Raw genomic sequence first — 13,908 nt, forward strand, 5'->3', positions numbered from 1 at the left:
GGTCCGGGACCGTCCCGTGTCGTTCAGCGCGTCACTTGTACGTGATCGACGAGGTCGAGTAGCCGCACGCGGACGACGGTCCGGAGCCGATCTTCGACGGCTCGCCCGAGGTCACGCCCTTGTACTCCTCGCAGATGACGATCTTCTTCGACGAGTCGTTGTAGATCGTCACGTTCGTGATCGTCGCCTTGTCGCCGAGGTTGGAGTTGATCCCGACCAGCGACTTGCCCGGCGCGGTGACCTTGATGTTGTCGATGACGACGGTGCGTGCGTACTGCTTGGAGCAGTTGCCGCACGAGCGGTAGAGCTTGCCGAAGTCGGTCACCTGGAAGTTCTTGATGACGAACCTGCCCGGGCCGTTGTGCTGGAAGACCTTGTCGGAGGCACCCTTGGCGCCACCGCCGTTGACGGTCATGACCTGCGAGCTCGACGAGCCCTTGAGCGTGGCGGCGTCCTCGCCCACGTCCTCCCACCAGACGTTCTCCAGCGTGCAGGTGCCGGTGCAGTGCACGCCGTCGCCGGCACCGGTGCCGATGATGACGTTCTTGAGCGTGGCGCCGTCGGAGAGCTGGAAGATCGGCGGCTGGGACTCGTCCTGGTCACCCGAGGAGATCCCGTAGTACCGGACGTTGCCACCGTCGAGCGTGCCGGAGACCGCGATCGTCGACGACACCTTCTTCTGGCCCGTCGCCGTCGGCCACGAGCCGGACGGCGGCGCGGTGGGCGACGAGGTCGGGCTGGAGGTCGGGGTCGACGTGGGCGACGACGTCGGCGACGACGTGGGCGTGGTGCCCCCGGCGTACGTCTCGAACTCCGCGACCTGCGGTGTGGACGACGCGCTGGTGATCTCGAACGTGAGCTTCTTCAGCGACGTCGAGCTGAAGCTGATGACGCCCGCACCGCTGCCGGTCTTCAGGACCGCGCCGGAGTCGGCGTTGATCAGCTTCCAGGCACCGATCCGGCCGCTGGAACCGGACGTCTCGACGATGCTGGCCGACGAGACGGCGGTGGCGGATCCCCACTTGATCGAGATGCTGCCGGTCGAGCCGCTCGGCGACCAGTACGTGCTCAGGGAGCCGTCCTTGACGTTGCCGTAGCTGGTGCCGCTGGCCTTGCTCGACCCGTCGGCGCCCGCGCCCAGGCTGAGGTTTCCGCTCGCGGCCTGCGCGGCAGACATCGAGATCGCGGTCACCCCGATCGTGGCCGCCATGGCCAGGGTGGCCAGAGCGGCCAGGGGCCGTCGTGCTGGTGCTCGTCTCATCGTGTTCCTCTTCTTCGTCCGTCGATGGGGGCCGCGCGACCCGCTCTGGAGCGGGTCGCGCGGTGACGCTCAGGTCAGCTGGCGTACGTCTCGAACTCCGCGACCTGCGGGGTCGAGGACGCGCTGGTGATCTCGAAGGTGATCTTCTTCAGCGACGTCGCGGTGAAGCTGATGACGCCCGCCCCGGTGCCGGTCTTGAGCACCGCGCCCGTGTCGGCGTTGATCAGCTTCCAGGCACCGATCCGGCCGCTGGCGCCCGAGGTCTCCCGGATGTTGACCTTCGCGACCCTGGTGGCCGATCCCCACTTGATCGAGATGCTGCCGGTGGAGCCGCTCGGCGACCAGTACGTGCTCAGGGAGCCGTCCTTGACGTTGCCGTAGCTGGTCCCGCTGCCCTTGCTCGACCCGTCCGCACCCGCCGCGAGGCTGAGGTTGGTCCCGCTCGGCGTGGTCGACGTCGGGGTCGGGGTGGGCGTCGACGTCGGGGTGGTGGTCGGGGTCGACGTCGGGGTGGAGGTCGACGTCGGCGTGGCGGTCGGTGTCGTCGGGGTGCACGAGCCGTCGGAGACCTTCAGGCCCGTGTTGGCGCCGGCCGTCTGGCTGACGATGGCGGGCACGCAGCTCGCGCCGTCCAGCGTGTAGGAGTACGGGATGCTGACGGAGGTCGTCGACACGACGTTCGGTCCGGCCGGGTTGTTCTCGCTGCTCTTGGCCGACCAGGTGATGTTGTCGAAGATGTTCCCGGCCACCTGCCAGGTGCCGGCCTCGCTCGTGTAGAAGGTGCCGAGGACGTCCTTCGAGTTCTTGAAGTAGTTGTTCTCGACCTTCGCCTTGGCGCCGGCCCGGGAGTTGATCCCCGACTCGACCAGGTTCGTGTACGAGTTGTTGTAGATGTGCGCGATGCCGCCGCGCAGCAGCGGGGTGCGCGAGTCGAGGTTCGAGTAGCTGTTGTGGTGGAACGTGATGAACCCGTTCCCCCGGTCGTCCTCGCTTGAGCCGATGAGCCCGCCGCGGCCCGAGTTGCGCAGGATGCTGTAGGACAGCGTCACGTACTGCACGTCGTTCTTCAGGTCGAAGAGGCCGTCGTAGCCCTCCGACTCGCCGCCCGAGGCCTCGAGGGTCACGTGGTCGACCCACACGTTGCGGACGGTGCTCTCCATGCCGATCGCGTCGCCGCCGTTGGACGTGGGCGAGCCGGACTTCTTGACGTTCTTGACGGTGACGTTCTGGATGATGATGTTCCGCGAGTCCCGGATGTGGATCCCGATCTGGTCGAACGTGGCACCGCCGCCCACGCCGACGATGGTGACGTTGCTGATGTTCTTGAGCTCGATCACGCCGTCCGCGGTGCTGCAGCCGGTGCCCGAGACCTTGGCGGTGTTCCCGACCGTGATCGTCCCGGAGACCTGGATCGTGATGGGGGTGCTGGTGCTGGCGCGGTTGCACAGGGCCGTGTGGATCGCGGTGCCGGTGGACGCGGTGACGGTCGTGCCGCCGGCGCCACCGGTCGTGCCGCCGTTCTGGGTGGCGTAGCCGGTCACCCCGCCGGTCGCCGCCTGCGCGGCGGACATCGAGATGGCGGTCACGCCGATCGTGGTGGCCATGGCCAGCGTGGCCACTGCCGCGAGGGGCCGTCGTGCGAATGCTCGTCTCATCGTTGCCTCATCTTCGTCATTGGAGTTCAGGCCGCTACCTCGACCCACGGAGTCGGGCGTCCCGGTGTCGGAGGGGTGAGCAACCGGTTTCTCGATCGTAGGAGACCGCTTTCCGCACGCCGACTGGCTAAACGATTCGGCACGGTGTTTCTCATGTGCGGGCGCGACGGACCTCAGGCGCGACTCGGATCGACGTGCGGGCGTCAGGCGGCTCGGCGACGCGCCCGGACGATCAGCGGGATACCGACGCCGAGGCCGACGACGAGGAACCCGAGCAGCCACCAGACCCACGCCGGGGTGCCGTCGGCAACGTCCTCAGCCGGCACGTCGGTCGACGCGGACGGCGAAGGCGTCACCGTCGGCGTCGGCGTGGGAGTCGGGGTCGGGGTCGGCGTGGGGGTCGGCGTCGGCTCCGGGGCGACAGCTGTCTCGGTCGGCACCGGCGTGGGGAGCGGCACGGGCGCCGGCTCCGTCGGGGTCGGCTCCGGTGGCTGCTCTGGGGTGGGGGTCGGTTCCGGCTCCGGCTCGGTCGGCGTCGGCTCGGGAGCGATCGCCGTCTCGGTCGGCGTGGGACGGGACGGCAGCGTCGGCGTCGGGAGCGACGGGATCGTGATCGTCGGCGTGGGGGTGGGCAGCGGCGGGATCGTGATCGTCGGCGTCGGCGTGCGGGTCGGGGTCGGAAGGGAGATCCCACCGTCACCGCACGACGCCACCAGGAGGACGGCCGTGAGCACGGCGATGACTCCCGAGGTTTGCCGGACGACCGCCCGTGGTGCGCTCACGCGATGCCCCTCTCGGAGACTGCTTCCTACGCCACAGTCCCCGCCGCCCGGTGGGCGGGTGGGTGCGCATGGACATCTGACCACATATCACCCCAGCCAGACCGGCGATTCGACGACGCGTCCGCTCAGACCGCCGAGGTCACCGGCTGCCGCAGGATGGTGCGCTGCTTCTCGGGCGCGACCTTCCGGAAGTCGCTGAGATAGATCTCGTGGTGCGTCCCGGTCATCCGCAGCCCGTTGTGCGGGATGAACTCGTGGTGCAGCCGCGCGAGCACGTCGGCCTCGTCGTCGAACGATCCGACGTGCAGCGTCTGCACGCACCGCCCCTCGGACAAGGGCGCCAGCCGGAGGTCGTCCAGCCGCGCCGGCCGGTTCTTCGCCGCGACCTTCTCGATGGCCGCGGCGACCAGCTCCTCGCCCAACCAGTCCGGGACCAGGAGCATCAGCGTCCAGTCCCACCGGGACTTGTCCCGCGCCGCCGTGAACGACGCCAGGTCCTCCGCCCACCACAGACCCTCGAGCGGCGGGACCACGTAGTCGCGTCCGAGGTCGCGCTTGCTCGCGAACTTGAGCGTGTAGGCCACGGGGTAGAGCGTCTCGACCGCGTCCGTGAACGCCGGCGAGGTGTTCGGATCGCCGTGGCCGTCGATCATCAGGTACTGCAGGTCGGGCACGTCGACGATCCGGAACTGCCCCCGTCGGGCCTGGTAGCTGTCGAGCGACTTCTTGAGGTCGACCCGGTCCGTCACAGAGCCCTCGCGACGACGGTCGCGTGCCCGCACGCTGCGCAGACCGTCGCGTCCTGGACCACGTGGAAGTCGGCGCAGCCCGGGTTCGTGCAGGTGCGCGTCTCGGTACCGGGTGGCCGCGTGTGCGGCTGCGGCTCCTTGAGCGGCATCGGCGTCGAGTAGATCGGCGCGATCGGACCGGTACCCGGCGGCGGCACACGCAGGACGGTCCACTCGGTCGGCCTGCCGCACACCGCGCACGTCGGGGTCGCCTGCACCTTGCCGTGGGCGGGGCACGAGGCGTCGGAGCATCGACGGGCGATGTTGGACATGGCGTACCCCCGGGGCGGCGACGTTGACAGGAACGACCATCCTCGACGCGCGCGGTCTCGCACAAGGGTCCAGGCGCTCTGCCACCGCCCACCAACGACGAAACTCCCGGTCAGATCGCTCTGACCGGGAGTCTCGGTACTGCTCGAGCGGCCCCCTGGGGAGCTACCCATCTGTGCGCGAGGGGGGATTTGAACCCCCACGCCCTTTCGGACACTGGCACCTGAAGCCAGCGCGTCTGCCGTTCCGCCACTCGCGCGCGCCGCAGAACATTAGCACGACGACCGGGCAGGTTCTGAACCGCCTGCAGGCACCACGCACCTGCCGCGATGAGACGCCGCGCGCACATCACCCTGCATCCGACCCCGTACTGGCGGGTCACAGATACGATCAAGGCGGATTGCGGGTAGGCGACCTGCCTGCAGCGACGCGAGAGGGACGGGGGAGGTGGGCGTGGGCATCCTCGACAGGTTCGAGAACGGCGTGGAGCGGGTGGTCAACAACGCCATCGCCAAGGCCTTCAAGAGCGAGCTCAAGCCGCTCGACCTCTCCAGCGCGCTGCGCCGCGAGGTGGACGACCGGGCGGCCGTCGTGGGTCGGGATCGCACGGTCGTGCCCAACGAGTTCACGATCGAGCTCGCAACTGCCGACTACGACCAGGTGGAGTCGTGGGGTGCGGAGGCGTTGGCGGACGAGTTCGCCAACAACGTCACCGACTATGCCGCCAGCCAGCGCTACGCGTTCGTGGGTCCGGTGACGGTGTCGTTCAGCGAGGACAGCGAGCTCGAGGCGGCGCGGTTCCGGGTGCACAGCGCGACGGTGCGCGGTGCGGTCGCGCCCGCGGGGGCCACGTCGGCGCCCAGCGCGCGGCACCCCCTGGTGGACATCGACGGTCAGCGCTACATCCTCACGGGGCCCGTCACGGTCATCGGACGCGGCTCGGAGGCGGACATCATCGTCGACGACCCGGGCGTCTCTCGGCGGCACCTGGAGATCCGGGTGACCGGTGACGGGGTGGTCGCCACGGACATGGGCTCGACCAACGGACTCTTCGTCGAGGGCCACCAGGTTCCGGCCGCGACCCTGCTGGACGGCAACACGCTGACCATCGGGCGCACCCGGATCCTGTTCTGGACAGGCGGCGAGCCGGACCTGGACGAGTGACGCCGGCACATGAGTGAACTGACGATCACCCTGCTGCGGCTGGGTTACCTGGCCCTGCTGTGGGTGCTCGTGCTCTTCGCCATCGGTGTGCTGCGCCGTGACCTGTACGGGACGCGGATCACCGACCGTCGCCGTCGCAAGGCTGCGGTTCCTGCGGCGGCCGCGGCAGCTGTCGCCACGGAGCCCGCACGGCCGGAGACGGCACCGACCCGCATCCCCCGTTCGACGCGCAGCGGGGGCGGGCCCGGCCGGCTCGTCGTGACGGAAGGTCCGCTGCGCGGCACGATCATCCCGCTGGGGGCGTCGTCCGTGCTCATCGGCCGCGCACCCGGCTGCACGCTCGTCCTGGACGACGACTACTCGTCGTCGCGGCACGCGCGGATCTTCCCGCAGGGCGGCCAGTGGTTCGTCGAGGACCTCGGATCGACGAACGGGACATACGTGGCGGACCAGCGCGTCGAGGCTCCGACTCCCGTCCCGACGGGTACACCCGTCCGCGTGGGCCAGAGCGTTCTCGAGCTGCAGAGGTAACCCGGTGTCCGTCGCACTCAGATATGCGGCGCGGTCCGACGTCGGACTCGTGCGCTCCAACAACCAGGACTCGGCGTACGCCGGTCCGCACCTGCTGATGGTCGCGGACGGCATGGGCGGGCACGCGGGTGGCGATGTCGCGTCCTCGGTCGCCGTCGCCGCGTTCGCGCCGCTGGACGGCGAGTCGCACGGTCCCGACGACGCGCTGGACCAGCTCGAGGCGGCCCTGGCGGACGCCCGCGACGAGATCATCGCGCGCAGCGACGCCGACCCGGACCTGAGCGGCATGGGCACGACGGTGCTCGCGATCCTGCGCGCCGGCAACAAGCTCGCGATGGTGCACCTGGGCGACTCGCGCGGGTACCTCATGCGCGACGGCATCCTCACGCAGGTCACCACCGACCACACGTTCGTGCAGCACCTGGTGGACATCGGCCGGATCACGCCCGAGGAGGCCGAGCACCACCCGCAGCGCTCGGTCGTGATGCGCGTGCTGGGCGACTTCGACCCGGAGGTGACCCCCGACCTGTCCGTCCGCGAGGCGCGCAAGGGCGACCGGTGGCTGCTGTGCTCGGACGGCCTGTCGGGCTTCGTGAGCGCGGAGACCATCGAGGAGACGATGGCGACGATCTCCGACGTCGACGCGTGCGCGGACCGGCTGGTCCAGCTCGCGCTGCGGGCCGGCGGCGGGGACAACATCACGGTCGTGCTCGCGGACGTGGTGGAGCTCGACGACGTCGCCGACGGTGAGGGCCCGACGACGAACGCGACGGTCGTCGGCGCCGCGGCGCTGACCCGCAACGACCCGACGGCCGCCGCCGACGGTCCGGCGGCACGCGCTGCCGGGCTGGCGCGGGCCGCTCAGGTGGTGGACGACGACGCGCAGGAGACGACCCCCGCCGCGGCCGTCACGGACGACGACGAGGAGCACCCGACGAGACCCCGCCGCTGGCGGTCGGTCGTCATGTGGCTGGGGATCGCCGCGCTCGTCGTCGGCGCCGCCGTGGTCGCGTACAGCTGGACACAGACGCAGTACTACGTGGGGGTCGACGACGACGAGGTCGTGATCTTCCGCGGCCTCCCGCAGACCCTGGGCCCGATCGCGCTGTCGTCGGTGGTCGAGCGCACGGGCACGTCGCTGGACGACCTCGACTCGCGCTACCTGCGGGAGCGCGTCGAGCAGACCATCCACGCCGACTCTCTCGACGACGCCCGCGACCTGGTCGCGATGCTCGAGGAGGACACCGCGCCGTCGTCGCGCCCGACGCCGACCGCCACCCCCAGCGCCACCTCCGTCCCCACCGGGACGGCCACACCGTGAGCCGCGCGTGATGGCTACCGTCCAGCCGCACCGGGTGCGGGCCGGCCGGGGTGTCGAGCTCGGCCTGCTGCTGCTCGCGCTCGCCATCGGCGTGGCGTCGTACGCGCTCGCCGGCATCGGCACCACCAACAAGGTCCCGCCCGACGTGATCGGCTACGGGCTCGGCATGGCCGCCCTCGCCATCGGCATCCACCTGGTGCTGCGCTGGCGTGCACCGTTCGCGGACCCGGTGATCCTGCCGATCACGGTGGCGCTGAACGGCATCGGGCTCGCGATGATCTACCGGATCGACTTCGCGTACGCGGCGCGGGGGCGTGAGGACACGTTCGCGCAGCGTCAGCTGGTGTGGACGGCGATCTCGGTGATCCTCGCGGCGGCCGTCATCGTCCTGCTGCGCGACCACCGCACCCTGCGCCGCTACACGTACACCGCGATGATCGCCGGTCTCGTGCTCGTCCTGCTGCCCCTGGTCCCGGGCCTGGGGCGGACCATCAACGGTGCCAGCATCTGGGTGCGCGTCGGCGGGGTCGGCTTCCAGCCGGCGGAGTTCGCCAAGATCGCGTTCGCCATCTTCTTCGCCGGCTACCTGGTCACCCATCGCGACACCCTCGCGCTCGCCGGGCCCAAGGTGCTGGGTCTGCAGCTGCCGCGCCCGCGCGACCTCGGCCCGATCCTCATCGTGTGGGGAGCGTCGGTGGCGGTCCTCGTCCTCGAGCGTGACCTCGGGACCTCGCTGCTGTTCTTCGGACTGTTCGTCGCCATGCTCTACCTGGCGACCGAGCGGCTGAGCTGGGTGGTCATCGGCCTCCTGCTGTTCGTCGCCGGCGCGGTCATCGCCGCCGGTGCGTTCTCGCACGTCGGGGCACGTTTCGACGCCTGGCTCAATGCGTTCGACCCAGCCGTCTTCGACCAGAGCCCAGGCGGTTCCGGACAGCTGGTGCGCGGCCTGTTCGGTATGGCCAGCGGCGGGCTGTTCGGCACCGGCTGGGGGCAGGGCCGGCCGGACCTGGTGCCGTTCGCCGAGTCGGACTTCATCGTCGCGTCGCTCGGTGAGGAGCTCGGCCTGACCGGTCTGCTCGCCATCCTGCTGTGCTTCGCGATCCTGACGGAGCGCGGCATGCGCACCGCGATCGGGGTGCGCGACGGCTTCGGAAAGCTCCTCGCGGGCGGCCTGGCGTTCATCGTGGCGCTGCAGACGTTCGTCGTGGTCGGCGGCGTCACCCGGATCATCCCGCTGACCGGCCTGACCACGCCGTTCATCGCGTACGGAGGCTCGTCCCTCGTCGCCAACTGGGTCATCGTCGCGCTGCTGCTGCGGATCTCCGACGAGGCCCGGCGCCCCGCGCCGTCGATGAAGCCGTCGCTGACGCCGATCGCGGGGACCCCGGTCGTCGTCGGCGACGACGACCAGCCGACCGAGGTCATGCGGGGGGTGCGATGAACACGCCGCTCCGCCGCCTCGCCACGGTCGTCCTCGTGATGTTCGTCGGCCTCATGGCCAGCGCCACGTGGGTGCAGTACTTCCAGGCCGACCGCCTGAACAACGACAGCCGCAACGTCCGCACGCTGTACCGGGAGTTCGGCAACGCCCGCGGGCCGATCGTCGTCGCCGGTGACGCGATCGCGCTGTCCACCAAAGTCGAGGACTCCTACGGCTACCAGCGGTCGTACACCAACGGCGAGCTGTACTCCGCGATGACCGGCTTCTACTCCGTCGTGAACGGTCGCACCGAGCTGGAGCGGGCCGCGAACGAGGAGCTGACCGGCCGCGGGGACCAGCTGTTCTTCTCGCGGATCCGGGACCTGCTCACCGGCCGGCAGCCGGAGGGCGCGGCCGTCGAGACGACGATCAACCCGGCCGCGCAGCAGGCGGCGTTCGACGGTCTGGCCGGCCAGCAGGGCGCGGTCGTCGCCCTCGAGCCGTCGACGGGCAAGATCCTCGCGCTCGTCTCGACTCCCGGGTTCGACCCGAACGCGCTCGCGTCGCACGACATCGCAGCCGCGGGGGCGGCGTACCAGGCGCTGAGCTCGGCGCCCGGCAACCCGCTGCGCAGCAACGCGACGCAGGAGACCTACCCGCCCGGGTCGACGTTCAAGCTGGTGACGGCGACGGCGGCCCTCGAGAGCGGCCAGTACACGCCCGAGAGCACGCTGCCCGCGCCCGAGCGGCTCACGCTGCCGCAGACCACCGCGACCATCGGCAACTTCGGCGGGGGTGGCTGCGGCGCCGACCCGATCACCCTGGCCGATGCTCTGCGCATCTCCTGCAACACCGCGTTCGGGCAGCTGGGCCTGAACGTCGGCGCGGACGCCCTGCGAGCGCAGGCGGAGCGGTTCGGGTTCAACGACCCCGACCTGACCATCCCGATGAAGGTCGTCGAGAGCGTGTTCCCCGCGGAGATGGACCTGCCCGTCACGGCCCAGTCGGCCATCGGACAGCGCGACGTGCGGGCCACGCCGCTCCAGATGGCGATGGTCTCCGCGGCGATCGCCAACGGCGGCCAGCTGATGACGCCGTACACGGTGCAGACCGTGCGGTCGGCGGACCTGCACCGGGTGTCCGAGACGGAGCCCACCCTGTACTCGACCGCGATGTCGCCCGGCACGGCCGCGGCGATGCGGGACATGATGGTCGGTGTCGTGGAGAGCGGCTCGGGCGTCGCCGCGCAGATCCCCGGCGTGCAGGTGGCCGGCAAGACCGGCACCGCGCAGACAGCCGAGGGTCAGGCGCCGCACGCGTGGTTCACGGCCTTCGCGCCGGCCGACGCCCCCCGCGTCGCGGTCGCGGTGATCGTCGAGCACGGCGGGAACGCCGGCAACGAGGCGACGGGCGGTCGCGTCGCGGCCCCCATCGCGAAGGCCGTCATCGAGGCGGTGCTGGGATCATGAAGACGTCCTCGGGTCTCCTGCTCGGCGAGCGCTACCGGCTGGTCCGGCAGATCGCCGTCGGTGGCATGGGTGAGGTGTGGGAGGGGTACGACGACGCGCTCGCCCGCCCGGTCGCGGTCAAGGTGCTGCGCTCGGAGTTCGCCGGCGACCGCGGCTTCCTCGAGCGGTTCCGCACCGAGGCGCGCAACTCCGCGTCCCTGTCGCACCCGAACATCGCGCAGCTGTTCGACTACGGCGAGCAGGAGGGCTCCGGCTTCCTGATCATGGAGCTGGTCGTCGGCGAGCCGCTGTCCGACCTGCTCGAGCGCGAGCCCGTGCTGCCCACGCGACGCCTGCTGCCGATCCTCGCGCAGACCGCTCGCGCCCTGCACGCCGCCCACCTCGCGGGGGTGGTGCACCGGGACGTCAAGCCGGGCAACATCCTGCTGGGCCGAGGCGGCCGCGTGAAGATCACCGACTTCGGCGTCTCCCTGGCCCGCAACCAGGTGACGATGACCGCCACGGGCATGGTGATGGGCACCGCGCAGTACCTGTCCCCGGAGCAGGCCGTCGGCAAGCCCGCGACCCCGCTGTCCGACCTGTACTCGTTGGGGATCATCGCGTACGAGGCCCTCGTCGGGCACCGGCCCTTCACGGGTCCGACGGCCGTCGACATCGCCGTGGCCCACGTGAACAACGCGGTCCCGCCGCTGCCCGCGAGCGTCGACAAGCCACTGGCGGCCCTGGTCCTGCGGCTGCTCTCCAAGGAGCCGACCGCACGGCCGGCGTCCGGTGAGGAGCTGGCGCAGCTGCTGGACAAGCTGGTCCCGCGCACACCGCCCTCGGGCATCCCGGTGCTGATCAGCAAGATGCAGCGCACCCCCGACACGTTCGCGACGGCGTCCACGACGGTCCAGCCGCCGGCCGGTCCGCCGCCGTCGTACCCGCCGCGGCGGACGCGCCGGTCCGACGAACCGACCGGACGCGCCGCGGCCCGACGCGCGTCGACGACGACGGGGGTGCGGATCGGCCGCACCGGCCGGCTGTCCTGGCCCCTCCTCGCGCTCGTCCTGCTCCTCATCGGACTCCTCGGTGCGGCCCTCGCGAACCAGCTCATCAAGGCGGACGGCCCTGCGGACGGCGGAACCCGGCTCTCGGCTTCCACGGCCCACTACCCTCGTGCCGATGCCCCGGATGGGATGATCACCGACAACGGGTCCGCAGCGTTCGCCGCAGACCCCGCATCGACGGAAGCAAAGGACGCCTAGTGGTGGACGACGGATCCCGCACCCTCGCCGGACGGTACGAGGTCGGCGAGCTCATCGGCCGTGGTGGCATGGCCGAGGTGCACATCGGCCACGACACGCGGCTCGGTCGCACGGTGGCCATCAAGATCCTGCGCTCCGACCTGGCCCGGGACCCCTCGTTCCAGAACCGGTTCCGCCGTGAGGCCCAGTCCGCGGCCGCGCTGAACCACCCCGCGATCGTCTCTGTCTACGACACCGGCGAGGACGTCTTCACCGAGCCCACGGGCGTCGTCGCGCACGTCCCCTTCATCGTCATGGAGTACGTCGAGGGCCACACGGTCCGCGACATCCTGCGGGACGGCCACGCCGTGCCCATCGAGGAGGCCGTGGAGATCACCTCCGGCGTCCTGTCCGCGCTGGAGTACTCGCACCACGCGGGCATCGTGCACCGCGACATCAAGCCCGCCAACGTCATGCTGACCCCGACGGGCGCGGTCAAGGTCATGGACTTCGGCATCGCCCGCGCGATGGCCGACTCCGCGGCGACCATGACCCAGACGCAGGCCGTCATCGGCACCGCGCAGTACCTGTCGCCGGAGCAGGCGCGCGGCGAGACCGTCGACGCCCGCTCGGACCTGTACTCCACCGGCTGCCTGCTCTTCGAGCTGCTGACCGGTCGCCCGCCGTTCACCGGCGACTCGCCCGTGGCCGTGGCCTACCAGCACGTCCGCGAGGCCGCGCCGGTGCCGTCGACGTTCGCGTCGGACGTCCCGGACTCGCTGGACCGCATCACGCTCAAGGCCCTGGCCAAGGAGCGTGACTCCCGCTACTCCAGCGCCGCCGAGTTCCGCTCCGACCTGGAGGCTGCCGTGCGCGGCGGTGCCGTCGGTGCGCCGGCCGTCGGGGCGCTCGCCGCCGCGGCGCTCATCGCGACGCCCGCCACCGAGGCCACGCAGCTCATGGCGCCGCCGGTCGCGACGACGCAGACGATGCCGCCCGCCACGTCGCCGTGGGCGGCCACGGGTGCCGCCGTCGCCACCACCGAGGGGATCGACGACGAGGACGAGGGCAACAGGCGGCCGTGGCTGCTGCCGTTGCTCATCGCGATCGCCGTGCTCGCGGTGGCGGGGATCGTCGCGCTGCTCATCGCGAACAACCGGGAGGCGCCGGACACGACCGTGCCGGTGCCGACGGTCGTCGGCCTGACCGAGGCCGAGGCAAGGACCAAGATCACCGAGGCGGACCTGCTGTACGAACGCGCCGACGAGGCGAGCGACACCGTCGCGGTCGGCCTCGTCATCCGGACGGACCCCGCGGAGGGCACGCCCGTCGAGAAGGAGTCGTCCGTGACGGCCATCATCTCGACCGGGCCTGCCAGCCTGGCCGTGCCGTCCGTCGCCGGCAAGACGGAGCAGGAGGCGACCGACATCCTGACGGACGCGGGTCTGACCGTCTCCGCCAACCGGCAGGACGACGACAACCCCGAGTTCCCGCAGGGCCAGGTCACCAAGACCGACCCCCCCGAGGGCACGTCGGTCAGTGCCGGCTCCACCGTCACGCTCTTCGTCTCCACCGGCAACGTGCTGGTGCCCGACGTGGTCGGCAAGACCAAGGCCGAGGCGACGGCGCTCCTCAACGCCGCCAAGCTGCAGGTCAACACGTCGCCGGTCGAGTCCCCCAACACCCCCGACACGGTCGTCACGCAGGACGTCCCTGCGAACACGCCGGTCAAGCAGGGCCGGGTCATCAACCTGACGATCGCGGTCACGCCCACCACGGCCATCATCCCGAACGACCTGGTCGGCAAGACGTACGAGCAGGCCGTGCAGCAGCTGCAGGGGCTCGGGCTGACCAACTTCAACCGCATCGACGACCAGTCCGAGGCCCCCGTCGGTACGGTGATCCGGACCGATCCCACGGCGGGAGACGAGGTCCCGCTGGACCAGCAGATCGACATCCACGTGGCGAAGGGACCGGCGGGCAACCCGACGCCGTCGCCCACGAAGTAGCTGCATGACGAA

General features: G+C 70.8%; 12 protein-coding genes and 1 tRNA gene. 7 read left to right on the top strand and 6 right to left on the bottom strand.

What is annotated here, in order from left to right:
• Positions 1-31: 31 nt before the first annotated feature.
• The 6 genes from J2X26_RS04215 to J2X26_RS04240 all read right to left on the bottom strand — a co-directional run bounded on the left by J2X26_RS04215 (position 32) and on the right by J2X26_RS04240 (position 5,015).
• Complete coding sequence (locus tag J2X26_RS04215) at positions 32-1,261, bottom strand: pectate lyase (RefSeq protein WP_307490086.1); 1,230 nt, start codon at positions 1,259-1,261, stop codon at positions 32-34.
• A gap of 74 nt (positions 1,262-1,335) precedes the next feature.
• A complete protein-coding gene (locus tag J2X26_RS04220; protein WP_307490088.1) occupies positions 1,336-2,916 on the bottom strand; it encodes a pectate lyase family protein in 1,581 nt (526 codons plus the stop codon).
• Between the two features lie 203 nt (positions 2,917-3,119).
• A complete protein-coding gene (locus J2X26_RS04225; RefSeq protein WP_307490089.1) occupies positions 3,120-3,698 on the bottom strand; it encodes a hypothetical protein in 579 nt (192 codons plus the stop codon).
• 125 nt (positions 3,699-3,823) lie between these two features.
• Positions 3,824-4,447: a GyrI-like domain-containing protein gene (locus J2X26_RS04230; protein WP_307490091.1), complete on the bottom strand. Its 624-nt coding sequence runs from the start codon at positions 4,445-4,447 to the stop codon at positions 3,824-3,826.
• A complete protein-coding gene (locus tag J2X26_RS04235) occupies positions 4,444-4,758 on the bottom strand; it encodes a hypothetical protein (RefSeq protein ID WP_307490092.1) in 315 nt (104 codons plus the stop codon). Before J2X26_RS04235 ends, J2X26_RS04230 begins: the two co-directional genes overlap by 4 nt.
• Positions 4,759-4,932: 174 nt before the next feature.
• A tRNA-Leu gene (locus tag J2X26_RS04240) sits at positions 4,933-5,015 on the bottom strand.
• A gap of 194 nt (positions 5,016-5,209) precedes the next feature.
• Between J2X26_RS04240 and J2X26_RS04245 the strand changes: the two genes are divergently transcribed.
• Genes J2X26_RS04245 through pknB form a run of 7 tightly spaced genes read left to right on the top strand, consistent with a single transcriptional unit; the run spans position 5,210 to position 13,896 of the window.
• Positions 5,210-5,920, top strand: a complete 711-nt coding sequence (locus J2X26_RS04245; protein ID WP_307490094.1) for an FhaA domain-containing protein — start codon at positions 5,210-5,212, stop codon at positions 5,918-5,920.
• A 9-nt stretch (positions 5,921-5,929) separates the two neighbouring features.
• Positions 5,930-6,451: an FHA domain-containing protein FhaB/FipA gene (locus J2X26_RS04250; protein WP_307490096.1), complete on the top strand. Its 522-nt coding sequence runs from the start codon at positions 5,930-5,932 to the stop codon at positions 6,449-6,451.
• A 4-nt stretch (positions 6,452-6,455) separates the two neighbouring features.
• Positions 6,456-7,772, top strand: a complete 1,317-nt coding sequence (locus J2X26_RS04255) for a Stp1/IreP family PP2C-type Ser/Thr phosphatase (RefSeq protein WP_307490097.1) — start codon at positions 6,456-6,458, stop codon at positions 7,770-7,772.
• Between the two features lie 10 nt (positions 7,773-7,782).
• The gene (locus J2X26_RS04260) at positions 7,783-9,213 is read left to right on the top strand and encodes an FtsW/RodA/SpoVE family cell cycle protein (RefSeq protein ID WP_307490098.1); all 1,431 of its coding nucleotides are present in this window, start codon (positions 7,783-7,785) and stop codon (positions 9,211-9,213) included.
• Positions 9,210-10,661: a peptidoglycan D,D-transpeptidase FtsI family protein gene (locus J2X26_RS04265; protein ID WP_307490100.1), complete on the top strand. Its 1,452-nt coding sequence runs from the start codon at positions 9,210-9,212 to the stop codon at positions 10,659-10,661. The genes J2X26_RS04260 and J2X26_RS04265 overlap by 4 nt, the downstream gene beginning before the upstream one ends.
• Positions 10,658-11,908, top strand: a complete 1,251-nt coding sequence (locus J2X26_RS04270; RefSeq protein ID WP_307490101.1) for a serine/threonine-protein kinase — start codon at positions 10,658-10,660, stop codon at positions 11,906-11,908. Before J2X26_RS04265 ends, J2X26_RS04270 begins: the two co-directional genes overlap by 4 nt.
• Entirely contained in the window at positions 11,908-13,896 is a 1,989-nt protein-coding gene (pknB, locus tag J2X26_RS04275) for a Stk1 family PASTA domain-containing Ser/Thr kinase (RefSeq protein ID WP_307490103.1), read from the top strand. Before J2X26_RS04270 ends, pknB begins: the two co-directional genes overlap by 1 nt.
• Positions 13,897-13,908 lie beyond the last annotated feature (12 nt).

The sequence above is a fragment of the Cellulomonas humilata genome (assembly GCF_030814415.1).
Lineage (GTDB): Bacteria > Actinomycetota > Actinomycetes > Actinomycetales > Cellulomonadaceae > Cellulomonas > Cellulomonas humilata_A.